This window comes from Shinella sp. SUS2 (genome assembly GCF_001262505.1).
Lineage (GTDB): Bacteria > Pseudomonadota > Alphaproteobacteria > Rhizobiales > Rhizobiaceae > Shinella.
On the sequence record NZ_KQ410723.1, the window covers coordinates 13,900 to 33,470 of the forward strand.

The 19,571-nt window shown below is 65.3% G+C and carries 16 protein-coding genes and 1 other RNA gene; 6 read left to right on the plus strand and 11 right to left on the minus strand.

From position 1 onward, the window contains the following. Positions 1 to 25: 25 nt before the first annotated feature. Positions 26 to 637 (minus strand): ribosome maturation factor RimP, encoded by a 612-nt coding sequence (gene rimP / locus AKG11_RS00070; protein WP_050742549.1) that lies wholly within the window; start codon positions 635 to 637, stop codon positions 26 to 28. A gap of 257 nt (positions 638 to 894) precedes the next feature. Between rimP and AKG11_RS00075 the strand changes: the two genes are divergently transcribed. Beyond that, on the plus strand, positions 895 to 2,523 hold the full coding sequence (locus tag AKG11_RS00075) for an MFS transporter (RefSeq protein ID WP_023512373.1): 1,629 nt from the start codon (positions 895 to 897) through the stop codon (positions 2,521 to 2,523). A 57-nt stretch (positions 2,524 to 2,580) separates the two neighbouring features. Here the strand turns inward: AKG11_RS00075 and AKG11_RS00080 are convergent, their stop codons facing one another. Both AKG11_RS00080 and recR read right to left on the minus strand, forming a co-directional pair. Next, positions 2,581 to 3,837 carry a lytic murein transglycosylase gene (locus tag AKG11_RS00080; protein ID WP_050742550.1) on the minus strand — a complete coding sequence of 419 codons (1,257 nt, stop codon included), beginning with the start codon at positions 3,835 to 3,837 and terminating at the stop codon, positions 2,581 to 2,583. Between the two features lie 9 nt (positions 3,838 to 3,846). Next, the gene (recR, locus tag AKG11_RS00085; RefSeq protein ID WP_023512375.1) at positions 3,847 to 4,452 is read right to left on the minus strand and encodes a recombination mediator RecR; all 606 of its coding nucleotides are present in this window, start codon (positions 4,450 to 4,452) and stop codon (positions 3,847 to 3,849) included. 60 nt (positions 4,453 to 4,512) lie between these two features. Here recR and AKG11_RS00090 point away from each other — a divergent pair, with 60 nt between their 5' ends. Further along, entirely contained in the window at positions 4,513 to 5,124 is a 612-nt protein-coding gene (locus AKG11_RS00090) for an MOSC domain-containing protein (protein ID WP_050742808.1), read from the plus strand. On the opposite strand, the gene AKG11_RS00095 is transcribed toward AKG11_RS00090, so the two are convergent. The 4 genes from AKG11_RS00095 to ffs all read right to left on the minus strand — a co-directional run bounded on the left by AKG11_RS00095 (position 5,125) and on the right by ffs (position 8,212). Then, the gene (locus AKG11_RS00095; RefSeq protein ID WP_023512377.1) at positions 5,125 to 5,736 is read right to left on the minus strand and encodes a LysE family translocator; all 612 of its coding nucleotides are present in this window, start codon (positions 5,734 to 5,736) and stop codon (positions 5,125 to 5,127) included. Positions 5,737 to 5,770: 34 nt separating this feature from the next. Next, a complete protein-coding gene (locus tag AKG11_RS00100; RefSeq protein WP_023512378.1) occupies positions 5,771 to 6,094 on the minus strand; it encodes a YbaB/EbfC family nucleoid-associated protein in 324 nt (107 codons plus the stop codon). Between the two features lie 76 nt (positions 6,095 to 6,170). Continuing rightward, on the minus strand, positions 6,171 to 8,054 hold the full coding sequence (locus AKG11_RS00105) for a DNA polymerase III subunit gamma/tau (protein WP_050742551.1): 1,884 nt from the start codon (positions 8,052 to 8,054) through the stop codon (positions 6,171 to 6,173). A gap of 60 nt (positions 8,055 to 8,114) precedes the next feature. Continuing rightward, positions 8,115 to 8,212, minus strand: an RNA gene (ffs, locus tag AKG11_RS33555) — signal recognition particle sRNA small type. Between the two features lie 71 nt (positions 8,213 to 8,283). Between ffs and AKG11_RS00110 the strand changes: the two genes are divergently transcribed. Next, entirely contained in the window at positions 8,284 to 8,739 is a 456-nt protein-coding gene (locus tag AKG11_RS00110; RefSeq protein ID WP_050742552.1) for an HIT domain-containing protein, read from the plus strand. After that, positions 8,736 to 9,710 carry an NAD(+) diphosphatase gene (gene nudC / locus AKG11_RS00115; protein ID WP_050742553.1) on the plus strand — a complete coding sequence of 325 codons (975 nt, stop codon included), beginning with the start codon at positions 8,736 to 8,738 and terminating at the stop codon, positions 9,708 to 9,710. Before AKG11_RS00110 ends, nudC begins: the two co-directional genes overlap by 4 nt. A gap of 4 nt (positions 9,711 to 9,714) precedes the next feature. Here the strand turns inward: nudC and AKG11_RS00120 are convergent, their stop codons facing one another. The 3 genes from AKG11_RS00120 to AKG11_RS00130 form a co-directional block, all read right to left on the minus strand. After that, positions 9,715 to 9,912, minus strand: coding sequence for a LapA family protein (locus AKG11_RS00120; protein ID WP_050742554.1), 198 nt, complete (start codon positions 9,910 to 9,912; stop codon positions 9,715 to 9,717). Positions 9,913 to 10,051: 139 nt separating this feature from the next. After that, a complete protein-coding gene (locus AKG11_RS00125; RefSeq protein ID WP_023517208.1) occupies positions 10,052 to 10,903 on the minus strand; it encodes a prephenate dehydratase in 852 nt (283 codons plus the stop codon). Between the two features lie 12 nt (positions 10,904 to 10,915). Then, positions 10,916 to 11,671, minus strand: coding sequence for a 3-deoxy-manno-octulosonate cytidylyltransferase (locus tag AKG11_RS00130; RefSeq protein ID WP_050742555.1), 756 nt, complete (start codon positions 11,669 to 11,671; stop codon positions 10,916 to 10,918). 151 nt (positions 11,672 to 11,822) lie between these two features. Between AKG11_RS00130 and AKG11_RS00135 the strand changes: the two genes are divergently transcribed. Continuing rightward, entirely contained in the window at positions 11,823 to 12,575 is a 753-nt protein-coding gene (locus AKG11_RS00135; RefSeq protein ID WP_023515735.1) for a c-type cytochrome, read from the plus strand. A gap of 72 nt (positions 12,576 to 12,647) precedes the next feature. On the opposite strand, the gene AKG11_RS00140 is transcribed toward AKG11_RS00135, so the two are convergent. Next, positions 12,648 to 13,592 (minus strand): AEC family transporter, encoded by a 945-nt coding sequence (locus AKG11_RS00140; protein ID WP_050742556.1) that lies wholly within the window; start codon positions 13,590 to 13,592, stop codon positions 12,648 to 12,650. A gap of 513 nt (positions 13,593 to 14,105) precedes the next feature. On the opposite strand from AKG11_RS00140, the gene AKG11_RS00145 reads away from it, so the two are divergent. Then, positions 14,106 to 19,556 (plus strand): alpha-2-macroglobulin family protein, encoded by a 5,451-nt coding sequence (locus AKG11_RS00145; protein ID WP_050742557.1) that lies wholly within the window; start codon positions 14,106 to 14,108, stop codon positions 19,554 to 19,556. Positions 19,557 to 19,571 lie beyond the last annotated feature (15 nt).

Consider the following 19,571-nt stretch of genomic DNA (forward strand, 5'->3'; position numbering starts at 1 on the left):
CCCGGGACGGAACGTACTCACAAACTCAATCGTCGCCGTCTTCGTCGTTCTGGTTCGCAGCCTGCGCGGCCTTGGCCTTCTTGTCGGCTGCCAGCGCATCACGAATCAGGTCGTCGGTCAGGATCAGCCGGCCCTCGGCAAGCGCCGTGAAGGGAATGACGACCGTCGGTTCGTCGCCGGCGGCGGGCTGGTCCCGCTCCAGGGTGAAGCCGTTCTCGTCAGCCGCGACGATCTTGCCGCGAAAGCGCTTGCGGCTGTCGACGAGGATCGACGTCTCGCATTTCAGCAGATGGCCGAGCCAACGCGAAAAATCCGACTTGCGGACCATCGGCCGGTCGATGCCGGGCGACGAGACCTCCAGATGATACGCCTTGTCGATCGGATCCTCAACGTCGAGCACGGGCGAGACGGCCATCGAGACCCTCTCGCAATCCTCTACCGTCATCGTGCCGTCCGGCCGCTCGCACATGATCTGCAGCGTCGCGCCGTTCTGCGCCGAGAGGCGTACGCGCACCAGCTGGTAACCGATCTGCTCGATGGTCGGCTCGATGATGTCGGCGACGCGCCGGTCGAGACCGGTCTCGACGATCAGCCGCGGCTCGATGACCGCATTTCCTGTTTCACTCGTGTCGGACATGACATGCCCTCCCGGGATAGTCGTTATCATGCACTCGATCGGGGCAATAAAAAAGAGCGGGTCCTCGCGGGCCCACTCTTCATCTGACGATCAAGAATTTGCGGCTGATATAGACCGTGTTTGTCACAATTGCAAGGTCGGCCGGCCTGCTTGCCTGTGGGTGGCCTGATCGCACAGCTTTTGCCGCCACCGGCTTGCCCCTTTTGTCCTATGGACTAGATTGTCGACAACGCTGCATCGAGAATGAGTGCCTGCCCGTGCCAGACCGGAGATCCTCCCTCGCCCCTTTCAGGAACGAAACCTTTCGGGTGATCTGGGCGGCGAGCCTGATCTCCAATTTCGGCGGGCTCATCCAGTCCGTGGGTGCAGCCTGGATGATGGCCTCGATCACCTCCTCGGCCAACATGGTGGCGCTGGTGCAGGCCTCGACCTCGCTGCCGATCATGCTGTTCTCCGTCGCCGCCGGCGCGCTTGCCGACAATTTCGACCGGCGCAAGCTGATGCTGACGGCCCAGTGTTTCATGCTCGCCGTCGCAATCGGCCTGACGCTCTGTACGTGGTACGGCGTCATCACGCCCTGGCTGCTCTTGACCTTCACTTTCCTGCTCGGCTGCGGCACGGCGCTCAACAATCCGGCCTGGCAGGCCTCCGTCGGCGACATGGTGCCGCGCGAGGACCTTCCCGCCGCCGTCTCGCTCAACAGCATGGGCTTCAACCTCACCCGCAGCGTCGGCCCGGCCATCGGCGGCGCGATTGTCGCTGCGGCGGGAGCGGCGGCGGCCTTCGCCGCCAATGCGCTCAGCTATTTCGCCCTTCTCTATGCCCTCTTCCGCTGGAAGCCGAACATCTCGCCGAGCGGCCTGCCGCGCGAGGATTTCGGCCGCGCCATCTCGGCGGGCCTGCGCTACGTATCCATGTCGCCGAACCTCGGCAAGGTGCTGCTGCGCGGCTTCGCTTTCGGCCTTGCGACGAGTTCCATCCTCTCGCTCCTGCCCTTGATCGCCCGCGACCTCGTTTCGGGCGGACCGCTGACCTACGGCATCCTGCTCGGCTGTTTCGGGCTGGGCGCGATCGGCGGCGCCCTGATGAACGCGCGAGTGCGCGAGCGCCTGACGACGGAAACCATCGCCCGCCTTGCCTTTACCGGCTTTGCCGTCAGCGCCAGCGTTTCGGCAGTCAGTTCCTCCGCGCTTTTGACAGGGGCCGTGCTGCTGATCGCCGGCGCCTCCTGGGTCATGGCGCTCTCGCTCTTCAACACGACGGTGCAGCTTTCGACGCCGCGTTGGGTCGTCGCCCGGGCACTCTCGCTCTATCAGACGACCACCTTCGGCGGCATAGCCGCCGGGAGCTGGATCTGGGGCACAACGGCCGACACCCACGGCGCCGAAGCCGCACTCCTCGCCTCGGCTGTGGTAATGATCGCCGGCGCGGCGCTCGGCCTTCGCTTCAAGCTCCCCGAATTGCAGAGTCTCAATGTCGACCCGCTCAACCGCTTCAGCGAGCCGGACCTGCCACTCGACCTGAAACCGCGCAGCGGCCCGATTGTCGTCCTGATCGACTACGAGATCGCGGAAGATGACATACCGGAATTCCTGGAGGCGATGACCGAGCGGCGGCGCATCCGCATCCGCGACGGCGCCGGCCAGTGGGCGCTGATGCGCGATCTCGAGAACCCGACGATCTGGACGGAGACCTACCATGTGCCGACCTGGGTGGAATATGTGCGCCACAATCAGCGCCGCACCCATGCCGATGCCGCCAACGGCGAGAAGCTGCGCCTGCTGCACAGCGGCGCCGAACCGCCCCGGGTCCACCGCATGATCGAGCGGCAGACGATCGTGCCGCATGAGTATGAGCGCTTCAAACGGCAGGCGGATATCCATTGACGCCAAGCGCCATCCCGTTCGAACGGAACGGGATCGGCCTCGGCCCTCCTCACGGATTTACCGCAGCTTCGTCTTGAGCGAGGCATCCGGATAGCAGGTGGCTGTCAGGCCGCTCTTGGCCTGCCAGTCGCCGAGCGAGCGGCGGGTCTTGTAGCCCGGCAGGCCGTCGACCTTGCCGACATCGTAGCCCTTGGCGACGAGCGCCTTCTGCATGGCGAGCACATCCGAGCGCAACATCTTGCCGACATCGCCCCACGCCCCCTTGAACGACCCGCTGCCATAGGCGATGCGGTCACCAAGATTGCCGATGAAAAGGGCGTAGAGGTCGGAGTTGTTGTATTCCTTGAGCACGTAGAAATTGGGCGTGACGATGAATTCCGGACCGTGCGTTCCGGCCGGAACCAGCATCATGCCGGACGCCTTGGCCTCACCGGAAGGAAAACCCTTGCCGGAAATGCGGGTGATGCCGCTCGATGCCCAGGCGGAGATGGGCTTTGCCAGATCCGGTCCCTCCTGCGCGCAGGAAACGCCCGCCGGGATCGAGACCTCGTAGCCCCAGCCGCGCCCCGCCTGCCAGCCCTTCTTGGCGAGGTAGTTGGCGATCGATGCAAGGCTGTCGGGCACCGAACCCCAGATGTCGCGCACGCCGTCACCGTCGAAATCGACGGCATATTGCAGGAAGCTGGTCGGCATGAACTGTGGCTGGCCGAGCGCGCCGGCCCAGGAGCCCTTGAGCTGATCGACGGTCCGGTCGCCGCCATCGACGATATGCAGCGCCGCGATCAGCTCCTTGCGGAACATGTCCTTGCGCGTCGACATGAAGGCCTTTGTGGCGAGCACCTCCACGGCAGAATAAGGGATCTTCGCGCTGCCGAAGCCGGATTCCCGGCCCCAGACGGCAACGACGATCTCGCCCGGCACGCCGAAGCGCTGCTCGATCCTGCGCAGGGTCGCCGCATGGGTCTTGGCAAGTCGGCTGCCCGTTCCCGCCAGCCCCTGCAGGCGCTTTTCGGAGAAATAGGCGCCGGGTGAAGAGAACTCCGCCTGGCTCTGCGCCTGATCCTTCTTCGGCTTGGAGCCGGGCGGCACGAGGTCGGGCAGATCCCAGTTGAGCGCCACGCCCTGCATCGCCGCGCGAAACGTCCTTTCGCTGACGCCGGTCTTTTGCGCCGCCGGCCAGAGGTCGTTGTCGATCCAGGCGCGGAACGTCTTCTCGACCTCCGCCTTGGAGGCGGCCTCGGCGGGTGCCAGAAGGCCAAGCGAGATCAGCGCAGCGCCGAGGACGCCCTTGATGGTTTTGCGGATGATCGGCATGAAGCCTCCTCAGATCGCCGTGCGGGCGCGCAAGGCGGCCGTCAAGGTTCCTTCGTCGAGATAATCGAGCTCGCCGCCGACCGGCACGCCATGGGCGAGCCGGGTGATCTTCACCTCAAGGCCGGAGAGCTGGTCGGTGATGTAATGCGCCGTCGTCTGCCCCTCGACGGTGGCGTTCACGGCGATGATCAGCTCGCGCACGCCGCCCTTCGCCACGCGATCGACGAGGCCGCGGATGTTGAGATCGTCAGGCCCCACGCCGTCGAGCGGCGAGAGCGTGCCGCCGAGCACATGGTACGCCGCGTTCATCGCGCCGGCACGCTCCAGCGCCCAGAGGTCGGACACGTCCTCGACGACGATGATGACCGCATGGTCGCGCCGTACATCCGTGCAGACGGTGCAGGGATCGCTCGTATCGACATTGCCGCAGCACGAGCAGATGCGCACCTTACGGTGCGCCTCGCCCATCGCGTCGGCAAGCGGGCCGAGCAGCTGGTCCTTCTTCTTGACGAGATGCAGCGCGGCGCGGCGCGCCGAGCGCGGCCCGAGGCCCGGCACCTTCGCCAGAAGCTGGATGAGTTTTTCGATTTCGGGGCCAGTGACTCGTTTTGCCATTGCCGGTATCTAGCTCATATCCGGGGGAAACGGAATCCACCTTGCTGGAGGCAGCGTTTGATCAGAATTCTCGCCGTTTGCACGGGTCTTGCCCGTCCGCTTCCGGGCAAAAGCTATAAGACGGGCATTTTCAAGACACCGACCGATGCGGCTGTCGTCGTCGACCGCGAGGGGTTGCTGGGCGACACGATCTGCGACCGGAAACACCATGGCGGGCCCGAACAGGCGGTCTACGGCCTCGGCGGGATCGACCTTGCCTGGTGGTCGAAGGAACTCGGCCGCACGCTGGAACCGGGAAGCTTCGGCGAGAACCTCGTCATCGAAGGCCTCGACAGCCGCAACGTCTCGGTCGGCGACCGGATCGAGACGGAGAGCGTGCTCCTCGAAGTGACATCCACCCGCATTCCCTGCAACACGCTGACTGCCCGCATGGGCGATCCGGCCTTCGCGAAACGCTTCATGCAGGCCGGTCGGCCGGGTTTTTACTGCCGCGTGCTGCAGGACGGCGTGATCCAGGCCGGCGACGCCACAACCTACACGCCCTTCGACGGCGAGCCTGTGACCATGCCGGAGCTGCTGCGCACCTACGGCAAGAACGTCTCCGAAGAAGACCGGCTGCGCTATCTCGCCGCGCCGATCAACGACAAGCTGCGCGCGGCCCTCACCGGGTGATCAGCGGGTGGCGATGGCCGCCGCGGCACCGGCCATGGTGCCAGCGCTGAGACGGTTGGCGATGCGCACGGCGCGCGGGCTCTTCAGGAACAGACGGGCGCGCGAGGCGAGGAAGACCCACGCAAGGTCGATCGCGACGAGCACGACGAACATGGTGACGACCAGCTCGGCCCAGCCGACGAGGGTGACGGCGCCGAGATCGATGATCGCCGGCAGGAGCGCGACGTAGAACATCATGATCTTCGGATTGCCGAGCGTCACGGTCAGGCCGGCGAAGAACAGTTTTACGCCGGAGCGCGCCTCCGGCAGGGCACTGTCGCCGGTTTCCGTCGGCGCGAACCACATCTTCCAGGCGAGATAGAGCAGGTAGGCGACGCCCAGCCACTTGATGGCGACGAAGGCGGCATGAAAGGTCTCGGCGATCGCGGCGAGCCCCAGCACGGCGCAGGTGAGCCAGATGCCCTCGCCGATCCACATGGCGGCGAGGAACGGCAGCACATCCCTTGCCCCGCGCGACAGCACGCGGGCGACCAGCGCCGCAATGCTCGGGCCGGGCGAACCGGCCGCCATCATCAGCGCGCCGGCAAAGACAAGCAGGGTCATCAGGCTCATCGGGTTCCTCCTCGAAAAACCCGAGCCTACAGGATCAGAACGGCAGTTTGAAGCCGGGCGGGATCGGCAGGCCGGCGGTCAGCGCCTTGGTCTTTTCGGCAGCCTGCGCCTCGGCCTTGTCCTTGGCGTCCTTGTGGGCCGCAACGATCAGGTCCTCGAGGATCTCCACGTCGTCTTCCTTGAAGAGCGAAGGATCGATTTTCAGACCCTTGAGATTGCCCTTGCCGTCGAGCGTGACAGAGACGAGGCCGCCGCCGGAGGTGCCGTTCACCTCGAGGGCGGCGATCTCCTCCTGCATCTTCTCCATCTTGGCCTGCATTTCCTTGACCTTGCCCATCATGCCCATGATGTCGCGCATCGGTCTCTCCTCTTTCTGAATGGATGTTGGAACGTTTGTTTTCGCGCAATTCCGCTCCGCATCTCGGCCGGAACTGCTAGTGTTCGATATCGTCGCCGGGCAGGATGTCGCCCTCGGCGGATTCCGCGACTGCCGCAGCCTCCACGGTCTCCGGCTCGTCTTCCGTTTCCTGAACCTTGATGCGCACGTCCATGATCTTGGCGCCCGGAAAGCGCTGCAGGATGGCGGCCACATCGGGGTCCTGGCGCGCATCGGCGACGCGGGCCTCCTGCGCCATCGTCTCGGCCTCGGCCAGGGTCGGCCCGCCCGGCTCGCGCGACAGGATCACCATCCAGCGGATGCCGGTCCATTCCTGCAGCCGGCTCGACAGGTCGTTGACGAGCGATTTCGGCGCATCGTTGGCAAGACCGATCTCCAGACGCCCGGCCTCGACGCTGACCGGCCGTACGAAGGCGCGCACGAGGGCACGCAGGCGGATGTCACGGTTCTTCGTGCAGAGCTCGGCAATATCGGCGACCGACTTCACCGGCACCTTCGGTTCGGCTGTCGGCTGCGCGGCCGGGGCAGTCTCGATACGGCCAACCGGCAGGGATGCGGACTCGGCCTGCGGCACGGGTCGCAGCATCGTCACCGTCCCGCCACCCGACTGGACGCGCTGGACCGGGGCTTCGGGTGTGCGCGCGACGGCGGAAAGCGCGGCTTGCGCCGTCGGCTGGCCGCCATTGCCGCCATATTGCGGCGCGCGGCTACCATTGCCACCACCCTCGCCGCCCGACAGCTCCGCGAGGCGGCGGGCCGCCTCTTCCGGCGAAGGCAGGTTGGCGGCGTGGGCGAGGCGGATGATGACCATCTCGGCGGCGCCCGCCGGACGACTGGAGGCTTCCGTCTCCGGAATGCCCTTCAGGAGCATCTGCCACATGCGCGACAGCGCGGTGACCGCGATGGAATTGGCGAACTCGACGCCGCGCACGCGCTCGACCTCGCTCAGCGACTGGTCGCCGGCAGCATCGGGCACATATTTCATGCGGGTGACGAGATGGGTGAAATCGGCCAGGTCCGTCAGCACCACGGGCGGGCTGGCACCGGCCTCGTATTGCGCGGAAAATTCGGCGAGCGCGGCTGCGGCATCGCCCTTCACGACATGTTCGAAGAGGTCGACGATGCGCGCGCGGTCGGCAAGACCGAGCATGCCGCGCACGGCATTCACCTCGACGCGACCGCCGCCATGGGCGATCGCCTGGTCGAGCAGCGACAGGCCGTCACGGGCCGAGCCTTCGGCGGCGCGGGCGATCATGGCGAGCGCATCCGGCTCGAATTCCACGCCTTCCTTGCCCAGGATGGTGGTGAAGAGGCCGACGAGATCGGAGGCGCCGATCCGGCGCAGGTCGAAACGCTGGCAGCGCGACAGGACGGTGATTGGGACCTTGCGGATCTCCGTCGTGGCGAAGATGAACTTGACGTGCTCCGGCGGCTCCTCGAGCGTCTTCAACAGGCCGTTGAAGGCCTGCGTCGAGAGCATGTGCACTTCGTCGATGATGTAGACTTTATAACGCGCCGAAACCGGGCGATAGCGCACCTGCTCGATGATCTCTCTGATATCGTCGATGCCGGTATGGGAGGCAGCGTCCATCTCGATGACGTCGACATGCCGGCCCTCCATGATGGCCTGGCAATGCTCGCCGGGCACGCGAAGGTCGATCGTCGGGCGGTCGATTTCGGCTGTCTTGTAATTCAGCGCGCGGGCGAGAATGCGGGCGGTCGTCGTCTTGCCGACGCCGCGAACGCCGGTCAGCATGTAGGCCTGCGCGATACGACCGGTCTCGAACGCGTTGGTCAGCGTGCGGACCATCGGTTCCTGGCCGACCATCAGGTCGGAGAAATCCTTCGGGCGGTATTTTCGCGCGAGAACCCGGTAGGCTGCGGGTTTTTCGCTGGACGGATTGGGGGTTACGTCGCTCATAGACCCTGCCGCTAATCGAACTCTCAGTCCCGACAGGACGGCCAGGATCAGGACGGTAAGGTGGGAGGCTGGCACGATGACCCGTGCCGGGGCTCGTTAGGGCTGCTTCCTTCCGGACCTGACCCGGTTGGCGAGTGGCTCGTCCACCACCAACCTCCCGACCCCCATATCGGCAATATTCCATCCGAATGCAAGCGCGGCTGATAAAAAACTGTTGGAGGGAATTTGGATGCCGTGGCATGACTCTAGGAAACAGGCATGCCGGGAGAATCCCTTGAGCGACTTTCAACTCGACGAACGGATCGTACGCGACAGCGATCTTCTCACCAAGATCGGCCTTTGCGAGCTGCGCCTGATGAAAGACAGCCGCTGGCCCTGGCTGATGCTGGTGCCGCAGCGGCCCGGCGCCTGCGAGATTTTCGACCTGACGCCCCTCGACCAGACCATGCTGACCTTCGAGACGACGCTTGTCGCCGAAGCGCTGAAGACGGTGACGGGAGCGACGAAGATCAATGTCGCCGCGCTCGGCAACATCGTCCGCCAGCTGCATGTTCATGTCATCGCACGCAGTGAGGGGGATGCGAACTGGCCCGGCCCCGTCTGGGGCTTCGGCACCGCCGAGCCACGCACGGCCGACGAAACCAAGGCCTTCTCGGCCAAAATCCTGGACGCGCTGACACCATGAAGCCATCGCTCTTCGATCTCTACCGCCCGCACCCCGAACCCAGCACCATGGTGGCGTTCGCAGAGAACAGCCTCGACCGCCAGTCGGAGCACCGCGCGCCGGACTGCCTGGAACAGGCCTTCAAGGCGGAGACTGTGCATGCCTTCGCGATCGCCGGGGGAAAACTCGTCGTCAAACACGACGAGAAGATCATCGACCCGCTGTTTGCGCCCTACGAGCTCGCCGAGCTCGGCCCCGTGCCGGAGGAAGCCATCCTGCTCGGCTACCTGAAGAACGGCGAGCCACGGCTGGCGATCCCCGTCGGAGCCGATCCCGAGACCCTGCAGGAGCCGCTGAAGGCGGCGGACGGGCGCACGCTCTACCGCCAGCAGATGCTCGACGACGACCTGCTCGGACAGTTCGCCCAGGCCTCCAGCCTGATGACCTGGAACGGCAACAACCGTTTCTGCGGCAAGTGCGGCGCGCCGACCCGCTCGGAGATCGGCGGCTACCGCCGCGTCTGCGAGGCCTGCAGCCACACGATCTTTCCGCGCACCGATCCGGTCGCCATCATGCTGGTCATCGACATCGAGCGGGATCTCTGCCTGCTCGGCCGCTCGCCGCATTTCCCCGAGGGCATGTATTCCTGCCTCGCGGGTTTCCTCGAGCCCGGCGAAACGATCGAGCATACGGTGCGCCGCGAGACGCTGGAGGAATCCGGTATCAAGGTGGGGCGCGTGCGCTACCATGCCTCGCAGCCCTGGCCTATGCCGCATTCACTGATGATCGGCTGCTACGGCGAGGCGATTTCCTTCGACATCCGCCGCGATGAGCAGGAGCTGGAGGATTGCCGCTGGTTCACCCGCGAGGAGACGGCGGCGATGATCGCGCGCAGTGCCACGTCCGGGGTTGCGCCCGGCACCACCACTCCGCCGCCCAAGGGTGCCATCGCGCACCGCCTGATGCGCGACTGGCTGGACTGGACGGTCTGAACCGTCAGCGCCAACCGGGATTCGGCCGGTCGCCGGGGTGTTCGCGCAGCCGGACGCGCGGTGCCAGAAGACGGGCGATGACAAGACCTACGCCAAAGGTGACGGCAATCCAGACCGGCAGCGGGTATTTGGCTTGCGCATCGAGTGACGGTATCGCCAGAATGGCAACGGCGCCAACGCCGAAGACGACGACATTCACCATCAACGAGACGAGGATCGTTATGTGGTGATCGTGCGCATGAGCATCTTCTTTCTCGGAAAGGGCCGCCGCCTGCGGCCCGTTCCCTTTGGAAATGCCCCTGCAACGGGCCGGTTCCGGCCCGCCTGACGATCGTCAAGTTTCAGAACGCACTGCGCATCGGATGGGCGCGATAGGTGCCGAGGATGCGGACCTTTTCAGAAAAGAAGCGAAGCTCCTCCAGCGCCCGGCGCACCGGCAGATCGTCCGGGTGGCCTTCGATATCGGCATAGAACTGCGTGGCGTAGAACTTGCCGCCGATCTGGTAGCTTTCCAGCTTCGTCATGTTGATGCCGTTCGTCGCGAAACCGCCGAGCGCCTTGTAGAGCGCAGCCGGAATGTTGCGCACATTGAAGACGAAAGTGGTGACGATGATCTCGTCTCCATCCCGCTCCACCGGCGCCGTCTCGCGCGACAGCACGACGAAGCGGGTGACGTTGCTTTCCGTATCCTCGACATTCTCCGCGACGATGGAGAGGCCGTAGAGATCGGCCGCAAGGCGCGGGGCGAGTGCAGCCATGGTGCGGTCGCCGGTTTCCGAGACTAGCTTGGCCGCGCCCGCCGTGTCACCCGCGATCACCGGCTTCCAGCCGTTGAGGCGGACGATCTTGCGGCACTGGCCGAGTGCGTGGATATGGCTGTGAACCGTGCGGATCTCGTCCTTCGCCACACCCGGCAACACCATGAGCTGGAAGCGGATCGGCATGAAATATTCGCCGATGATATGCAGCCGCGATTCCGGCAGCAGGTGATGGATGTCGGCGACGCGGCCGGCGATCGTGTTCTCGATCGGAATCATCCCGAGGTCGGCGTCACCGTTCTCGATGGCCAGGAACGCGTCCTCGAAGGTCTGGCAGGGCAGCGGCTCCATGTTCGGGAACATATCGCGGCTGGCCATGTCGGAATTGGCGCCAAACTCGCCCTGGAAGGCGATCCTGTTGGTCTTCATGATCATGGCGGGGTCCGGTCAGAGAGGGGTGGCCGCGAGCATGGCGCGGGCCTTTTCGAGGTCGGCCGGAGTATCGACACCCAGCGGAACGGTGTCAACGATCTCGGCATCGATGCGCATACCCGCTTCGAGGGCGCGCAACTGCTCCAGCGATTCCCGCTTTTCGAGCGTCGAGGGCTTCAGCGCGACGAAGGCTTCCAGCGCCTTGCGACGGTAGGCGTAGAGGCCGATATGGTGGTAGAGCGGACCCTTGCCGTGCGGCGCCGTCGCGCGCGTGAAGTAAAGAGCGCGCAGGCGACTGTCGCTGAGCGGCGAGCCGACGACCTTCACGACATTCGGATTGGTCTTTTCTTCTTCGTCGCGAATCTCGGTGGTCAGGGTGGCGATGTCGGTCGCGGCATTTTCCAGCGGGCGAAGGGCGGCGCGGATCGTCTCCGGATCGATCGTCGGCAGGTCGCCCTGCACGTTGATGATGATTTCGGCCCGCCCCTCGGGATCGCTCTTGGTCAGCGCCTCATGGATGCGGTCGGAACCGGACTGGTGGTCGACACGGGTCATCACCGCCTCGAAGCCGGCGGCCACCACCGCGTCAAAGATATCCTGGTGATCGACGGCAACGACGATCCGTCCGACATTGGCCTCGGCCGCGCGGCGCGCAACCTGCACGATCATTGGCAGGCCCGCAATGTCGGCGAGCGGCTTGCCCGGAAGCCGGGTCGAGGCCATGCGCGCGGGAATGAGAACGAGGGTCTTGTCAAAATTGGCGGAATTCATCTGCAGCCCTTCAAAACCCCCGGGAAAAGTGTCAAAAAGTCTCAGTGCGGGGGCTACAATCACTGTTGCAACGAAGCAGCAAAAGACATAGGTTCCGCGCGATTTCAAGACTGGCCGGCGTGTGTCCGCCGGTTCCTAGGGGAGCGTTTGGATGAACTCTTATGTGAACATGGGCGTAGGTGCCCTGCTCGGCACCGTTTTCGTACTGATGTCCGTGTCGATCGCTTCTGAAGGCATTTTCCATTCGGGCGCTCCCGAGAAGGAAGGCTTCGCGATCGTGGCAGAGGAAACCGGCGGCGAGGCAGCCGGCGGCGGCGAAGCCGCTGCAGTCGTCCCGATCGCCACGCTGCTCGCGACCGCCGACGCGGCAGCCGGCGAAACCGTCTTCAAGAAATGTGCGAGCTGTCACACCACGGAGAAGGGCGGACCGAACAAGGTCGGACCCGGTCTCTGGGACATCGTGAACCGCCCAGTCGCCTCGCATGAGGGCTTCAGCTACTCTGCCGGCATGACCACCTTCTCCGAAGGCCACAAGATCGTCTGGGACTACGACCACCTCAGCTTCTTCCTGGAAGCGCCGAAGAAGCACGTTCCGGGCACCGCCATGGGCTTTGCCGGCCTGAAGAAGAACGACGAACGCGCCAACCTGATCGCCTATCTGCGCACGCTCTCCGACAACCCGGCTCCGCTGCCGACCGCTTCCAGCGAAGGTGCGGATGCAGGCGCGGCGGCTCCGGCAGACGGTGCGACGGCAACCGAAGGCGCAGCTCCTGCTGATGGCGCTGCCACCACGACGGAAGGCGCAGCACCCGCAGAAGGCGGCGCAACGACGACCGAGGGCGCAGCCCCGGCCGAAGGCGGCACCGCAACGCAGGGCACCACCACGGAACAGCCGGCTCAGTAAGACGCCAGCGCATAAGACGAAAAACCCGGCCATCGCGCCGGGTTTTTTTATTGCCGCCACAAGGAAACAGCCTCACCCCAGGAGCCAGGCCCAGAAGGAAACCGTGAAGACGCCGAGCGCCGTCGTCATTGTTATCGTCGATGAGGCAAGCGCGTGGCCGACGCCGAAATGGTTGGCGAGCAGCCACGCATTGATGCCCGTCGGCACCGAGGAGCAAAGCACCATTGCCGCCGTCCATTCCGGGCTGAGGCCGAGCAGCCGGCAGGCGACATAGACCGAGCCCGGCAGCAGCACGAGCTTGAGGCTGGTCATCGCAAGCGCGATGCCGGCATTGCCGCCGACCTTGTACTTGTTGAGCGCCATGCCGATCGAGATCAGCGCTGCCGGCGCCGCCGCCCCAGCCAGCTGGTCGACCACCACCTTGACGGGCCCGGCCAGTGGCACGCCCCCGGTATGGAACAGCGCTCCGGCGACGAGGCCGATCACCAGCGGATTGCGCACCAAGCTCTTGCCGATACCGAGAAGGAGCGTGCCGATACTCTGCGGCTCGCGCGTGCCGTCCTTGCGCTCTGCCCGCTCCATCAGGATCGTGCCGGCGATCATCATGACCGGCAGGTGTACGGAAAGCAGAACCGAGATCGCCACCAGCCCCTCCTCGCCGACGATGCGCGAGACCAGCGGCAAGCCGATGAAGACCGTGTTGGCGAAGGCGGAGGAAACGCCGGCAAGCACGCCGATCCGGCGGTCGCGCCTGAAGCCGAGCGTGGCGACGAGATGCGCGACTGTCCAGGTGAAGGCAACACCGGCGAAATAGCCGATCCAGATGCGCAGGGGCGATTCGCCGGCGAAATCGGCCTCCGCGATGGTGCGGAACAAGAGGACAGGCACAGCGACCCGGAAGACGAACTCTCCCAGCCCCTCCCCCAGCGCCTCGCGCAGGTAACCGGTGCGCACGAGCAGCCAGCCGATGAAAATCAGCGCGAAGATGGGCAGAACATTGAGGGCGACGTCGGACATGAAACCGTCCCGGGAAGCAGGGAAAATTGGCAGGACGAGTACCCTGCAGGCCTCATGGGTATGGCAAAGCCCGGGGAGGGTCCAGCGCGAAAGGGCCGTGCGCAAATGAAAAAAGCGAGGGTTATCCCCCCGCTTCCTCATCCCGGCCTGGCCGGGGAAGTGTTTCACACGGGGTGCCAGTACATCCGTGGTCACCGCGCTTGCGAAACACGACTTTCGTGTCTGACGATGCTTCTATCGGCCCGCTGTTACAGCGATATGACAGAAACGGTTCGTCCGTGATTTGAAGTCTGCGCCGATATGGTTAACAAAAGGTTAACGCGGCGCCTTGCCAAAAAATTTCGCATTTCCGGCGATTGAACAGCGACGCTGAAACGTCTTCCCCCTGGTTCCATGCGCCACCCCCTTTTCCGGCCCCCCCGACGCGCTCCGTCTTTCGATTGACAAGCCGTATCCGGGTCTGGACAGTGGCGGCGGCAACGAGACGGGCAGCGTTAGGAGGACTTCATGTCTATGCGCGCATTCTTCGGTTTCTCGGCACTTCTTCTGGCTGCCGTCGCCTCCCCTCCCCTCCCTGCAGGCGCGCAGGAAACGCGCACCGTGGTCACGAGTGAGAACAGCGATTATTTCGGCTTCGACCTGCGCACCGTGCAGGATGTGACGCTCGACCAGTGCAAGACCGATTGCGTCGACGACCTGTCCTGCCGCGCCTTCACCTATAATCCCAAGGTGAAATGGTGCTTCCTGAAGAGCGACTTCAACCAGCTCAACCATTTCCAGGGCGCTGTCGCCGGCAAGATCGTGCGTGCGGACGCCGCCGCCGATATCGGCGCACCGCCGGCCATGGCCTTCATCAGCGACTACATGATGAGCGACGCCCGCTCCTTGCGCAATTCGCTGTCGCTCGCCGCCGAGCATACCGGCCAGGGTGCGGAAAGCCTTGCCTCGCTCGGCCGCATCGAGACCGCCTCTGGCCGCTTCGACCAGGCGCTGATCGCCTTCAAGGGTGCGCTTTCGCTGACCCCGGACGACTACTATCTCTGGACCGAGACCGCCGAATCCATGTCTCGCGCCTACAACAACAGCTATCTCGCCGGCCAGGGTGCGCTTGCGGCGATCAATGCCTATGACCTCTCCCGCACGACGGAAACCCGCGCCCGGGCGCTGGCCGTGCTTGCCGACACGCTCGACAAGTCGGGCAACTATCGCGCCGGTATCAATGCCTACAAGGCAAGTCTGGAGCTGAAGGAGGACGTCGCCGTGCGTTCGGCCTATCTCGGCCTTCGCGCCCGCCAGGGCTTCCGCGTCGTCAACCACACCATCGATTCCGACAGCGCGACACCACGAGCCTGCGTCGAGTTCTCCGAACCGCTCGTCAAGTCCGGCGCGGACTATGCATCGTTCGTGACGCTGGACGGCGCGGCACCGAAAGCCGTGGAGGCCAAGGACCGGCAGATCTGCGTCGAGGGACTGAACCACGGCCAGCGTTACAAGATCGCCTTCCGCCCCGGCCTGCCGTCCGCGGTCGACGAACCGCTGGAATCGGTCGTCGACCTCGACATCTATGTGCAGGACCGCGCCGCCATGGTGCGCTTCACCGGCGACGGCTTCGTGCTGCCGGGAAGCGTGCGCCGCGGCATCCCGATCGTTTCCGTCAACACCGACAGCGCCGACCTGAAGCTCTACCGCGTCGGTGACCGTGCCATCACCTCGCTGCTTTCCGAAAGCCGCTTCCTCACCCAGCTCGACGGTTACTCCGCCAGCCGCATCGAAAACGACAACGGCGAACTCGTCTGGCAGGGCAAGATCGATATCTCGCCCGAGCTCAACAAGGACGTCGTCACCAGCTTCCCGGTCGACGAGGCGCTGCCGGAGCGCAAGCCCGGCGTCTATGTCCTGACCGCCGCCGCCTCGAACGGCCGCTCCAACGAATGGGATGCCAAGGCGACACAGTGGTTCGTCGTCTCGGATGTCGGCCTCACCACCTATGCCGGCACGGATGGCCTCAACGTCTTCGCCCGCTCGCTCGACAGCGCTGGCCCGCTCGACGGCGTCGAGCTTCAGCTGATCGCCAAGAACAACGAGGTGCTCGGCACCGCGACGACCGATGCGGACGGCCGCGCGACCTTCACCGCCGGCCTGATGCGCGGCACCGCCGCCAACACGCCAGCCGTGATCCTCGCAAAGAAGGGCACGTCCGACTTCGTTTTCCTCGACATGACACGCGCCGGCTTCGACCTCTCGGACCGCGGCGTCACCGGCCGGCCGGCACCAGGTGCCATCGACGTGCTCGCCTGGACCGAGCGCGGCATCTACCGTGCCGGCGAGACCGTGCACGCGACGGCGCTCGCCCGCGACATCGAAGCCAATGCCGTCGAAAAACTGCCGCTCACCTTCGTCTTCAATCGCCCTGATGGCGTTGAGGATCGCCGCATCGTCAGCGACGGTGCCGCGCTCGGCGGCCATGCCGTCGACCTGCCGCTGCAGGAAAACAGCATGCGCGGCACCTGGACCATGCAGATCTTCACCGATCCCAAGGGGAGCGCGATCGGCGAAAAGCAGTTTCTCGTCGACGATTTCGTGCCCGACCGCATCGAATTCGACATGGCGAGCGAAACGAAGGCCATCGAGACCGGCGTTCCCGCGGAGGTCTCCGTCGAAGGCCGCTACCTCTACGGCGCGCCGGGCGCGGGCCTTGAGATCGAGGGCGATGTCGCCCTGAAACCGACCCGCCAGGACGCCGCCTTCCCCGGCTACGTCTTCGGTCTTGCCGACGAGGAGGCCCTTGAGGAAAGCACCACGCCGCTCGAAGGCCTCGACGTTCTCGACGACGACGGCAAGACGACCTTCGAGGTGAACATCGCCGACCTTCCCTCGACCACCCAGCGCCTCGAAGCGCTGGTCACGCTGCGCATGATGGAAGAGGGCGGCCGCGCCGTCGAGCGCAACCTGACCCTCCCGGTCAAGGCGGCCGGTGCGATGATCGGCGTAAAGCCGGAATTTTCCGATGGACTTGCGGAAAACAGCGTTGCCAACTTCACCGTCGTCGCTGTGGCGCCGGATGGCTCTCGGCAGGCGATGCAGGGCATGCCCTGGAAGCTGCTCGCCGTCGAGCGGAACTACCAATGGTATCGCGACGGCAGCTCGTGGCGTTACGAGCCGGTGCTTTCGACCAAGCAGATCGCCGACGGCACGGTCGATGCCGGTAAGGATGGCGGGCGCATATCGGTGCCTGTCACCTGGGGCCGCTATCGCCTGGAAGTGGAAAGCGCGGAGCCCGAAGGCCCGGCGACCAGCATCGAGTTCGACGCCGGCTGGTATGTCGCCGCAACCTCGACGGAAACGCCCGACGCGCTCGAAATCTCGCTCGACAAGGAAAACTATGCGGTCGGCGACACGGCCAAACTGAAGATCTCGTCGCGCCATGCCGGCCAGGTGCTGATCACCATCGGCGCCGAAAGCCTGATCGCCACCCAGACCGCCGCCATCGGCGCCGAGGGCGGCGAGGTGGAAATACCGATTACCAAGGAATGGGGTCCCGGTTCCTACGTCACTGCGACGCTCTTCCGTCCGGGGACGGACCAGGAAAGCCGCATGCCGATGCGCGCCATCGGCATCACCTGGCTGAAGGTCGATCCGGCCGACCGCAAGCTGAATGTCGCACTCGACGTTCCGGAAAAGACGCTGCCGCGCCAGCCGCTCGATATCGCGCTTACCCTTGCCGGCGCAGGCGCCAATGAGGAAGCCTATATCACGGTCGCCGCCGTCGATGTCGGCATCCTCAACCTCACCCGCTACGAAGCGCCCGATCCGGCCGGCTGGTATTTCGGCCAGCGCCGGCTCGGCATGGAGATCCGCGACCTCTACGGCCGGCTGATCGACGGCTCGCTCGGCGCCACCGGGCGGCTGCGCACCGGCGGCGACGGCGGCGAAGGGGCGCTTTCCGGCAATCCACCGACCGAAAAGCTCGTTGCCTTCTTCGCCGGCCCTGTGAAGCTCGATGCGGAAGGCAAGGCCAAGGTCAGCTTCGACATTCCGCAATTCAACGGAACGGCCCGCATCATGGCCGTCGGCTGGACGAAGACCGGCGTCGGCAGCGCGTCGAAGGACGTCGTCATCCGCGATCCGGTCGTGGTAACCGCGAGCCTGCCGAAATTCCTCGCTCCCGGGGATCGCGCCGACCTGAGGCTCGACATCACCAACACCGATGCCCCGGCCGGTGACTACATGGTCGAAGTCACCCACAACGCCTCCGTGATGGTCGAGCAGACCGGTGCGGGCCAGACGCTGCGGCTCGAGCCGGGCGGCAAGACGGCGCTCACCCTGCCGTTGATCGGCGGCGAGGCCGGCGACGGCGTCGTGACGGTCAAGCTCTCGAACGGTTCCGGCATGTCGCTGGAGCAGGCGCTCAACGTGCCGGTGCGCCCGGCCGCCATGCCGATCACCACGCGCCGGCCGATCGAGATCGCCGCCAATGGCAGCCTGACGATCGACGACCAGCTCCTGGCCGACAGCCAGCTTGCCGGCGCCTCCGTCAGCCTCAGCGTTTCGCGCGCCGCCGCCTTCGACATCCCAGCACTCTTGATGGCACTCGACCGCTATCCCTATGGTTGCACGGAGCAGACGACCAGCCGTGCATTGCCGCTGCTCTATCTCAGCGAGCTTTCCAAACAGTCCGGCCTTGCCGAGGACACGGAAACGCAGAAGCGCGTGCAGGACGCGATCTATCGCGTGCTGGCCAACCAGTCCTCCTCCGGCAGCTTCGGCCTCTGGGGGCCGAGCTACGGCGACCTGTGGCTCGACGCCTTCGTCACGGACTTCCTGACGCGGGCCCGCGAGCAGAAGTTCGACGTGCCGGAACAGGCCATGCTGCAGGCGCTTTCCAACCTGCAGAACGCCATCTCCTACGACGTCAACGTCTCCAGCCAGGGCAACGAGATCGCCTATGCGCTCTATGTGCTCGCCCGCAACCGCAAGGCCGCGATCAGCGACCTGCGCTACTATGCCGACACGAAGCTCTCGGAGTTCTCCTCGCCGCTCTCCCGCGCGCACCTTGCCGCCGCGCTCGGGCTCTACGGCGATGCGCAACGCTCGATGACGATCTTCTCCAATGCACTCGGCCTGTCGCGCGACAGCGTGCTGAATGCCAGCCTCTCGCGCACCGACTACGGTTCGTCGCTGCGTGACGGGGCTGCCATTCTGGCGCTTGCCGCCGAAGCCCGCCCGGTTCCCACCATCATTCCGGACCTGACGAAGCTCGTCGCCAAGCAGTGGGAAGACAAGCGCTGGACCAGCACGCAGGAACAGACCTGGATGCTGCTGGCCGCCCGTTCCGTGAAGGATGCCGACAAGGGCCTGGAGCTCGAGATCAACGGCGCCGCGCATTCCGGCGGCTACGCCGCGCAGATGACGGGCAAGGCGCTGATGGAGAACCCGCTGACGGTTGCCAACCGTACCGGCGAGCCGGTCTCGGCCATGCTGACGACAGTGGCAGCCCCGGCCGACCCGCTGCCGGCCGGCGGCGACGGCTTTGCCATCGAGCGCAGCTACTACACGCTGGACGGCGAGGAGGCGAACGTCTCCGAGGCGACGCAGAACGAGCGCTACGTCGTGGTGCTGAAAGTGACGGAGCACAATGACTGGCCGTCGCGCATCATCATAACCGACCTCCTGCCCGCCGGCTTCGAGATCGACAATCCGAGCCTCGTCGACAGCGCGAAGCTGGCGAATTTCGACTGGATCGGCGAGATCGAGCCTGCCCATACGGAGTTCCGCTACGACCGCTTCGTCGCGGCCTTCAACCGCAGTGCGGGCGACAATCGCGAGGTGACGCTTGCCTATGTCGTGCGCGCCGTGACACCGGGCACCTACGACCACCCGGCCGCACAGGTGGAGGACATGTACCGTCCGCAATACTCCGCCCGCACGGCGACCGGCCGCATGCAGGTCGTCAAGGCCGAGTAAGGGGCTGAGCGAGAG

Bases quoted from the DNA above. Each gene is read 5' to 3' on its own strand.
- rimP (WP_050742549.1), bottom strand. From the start codon at position 637: ATGTCCGACACGAGTGAAACAGGAAATGCGGTCATCGAGCCGCGGCTG.
- AKG11_RS00080 (WP_050742550.1), bottom strand. From the start codon at position 3,837: ATGCCGATCATCCGCAAAACCATCAAGGGCGTCCTCGGCGCTGCGCTG.
- recR (WP_023512375.1), bottom strand. From the start codon at position 4,452: ATGGCAAAACGAGTCACTGGCCCCGAAATCGAAAAACTCATCCAGCTT.
- AKG11_RS00095 (WP_023512377.1), bottom strand. From the start codon at position 5,736: ATGAGCCTGATGACCCTGCTTGTCTTTGCCGGCGCGCTGATGATGGCG.
- AKG11_RS00100 (WP_023512378.1), bottom strand. From the start codon at position 6,094: ATGCGCGACATCATGGGCATGATGGGCAAGGTCAAGGAAATGCAGGCC.
- AKG11_RS00105 (WP_050742551.1), bottom strand. From the start codon at position 8,054: ATGAGCGACGTAACCCCCAATCCGTCCAGCGAAAAACCCGCAGCCTAC.
- AKG11_RS00110 (WP_050742552.1), top strand. From the start codon at position 8,284: ATGCCGTGGCATGACTCTAGGAAACAGGCATGCCGGGAGAATCCCTTG.
- nudC (WP_050742553.1), top strand. From the start codon at position 8,736: ATGAAGCCATCGCTCTTCGATCTCTACCGCCCGCACCCCGAACCCAGC.
- AKG11_RS00120 (WP_050742554.1), bottom strand. From the start codon at position 9,912: ATGGTGAATGTCGTCGTCTTCGGCGTTGGCGCCGTTGCCATTCTGGCG.
- AKG11_RS00125 (WP_023517208.1), bottom strand. From the start codon at position 10,903: ATGATCATGAAGACCAACAGGATCGCCTTCCAGGGCGAGTTTGGCGCC.
- AKG11_RS00130 (WP_050742555.1), bottom strand. From the start codon at position 11,671: ATGAATTCCGCCAATTTTGACAAGACCCTCGTTCTCATTCCCGCGCGC.
- AKG11_RS00135 (WP_023515735.1), top strand. From the start codon at position 11,823: ATGAACTCTTATGTGAACATGGGCGTAGGTGCCCTGCTCGGCACCGTT.
- AKG11_RS00140 (WP_050742556.1), bottom strand. From the start codon at position 13,592: ATGTCCGACGTCGCCCTCAATGTTCTGCCCATCTTCGCGCTGATTTTC.
- AKG11_RS00145 (WP_050742557.1), top strand. From the start codon at position 14,106: ATGCGCGCATTCTTCGGTTTCTCGGCACTTCTTCTGGCTGCCGTCGCC.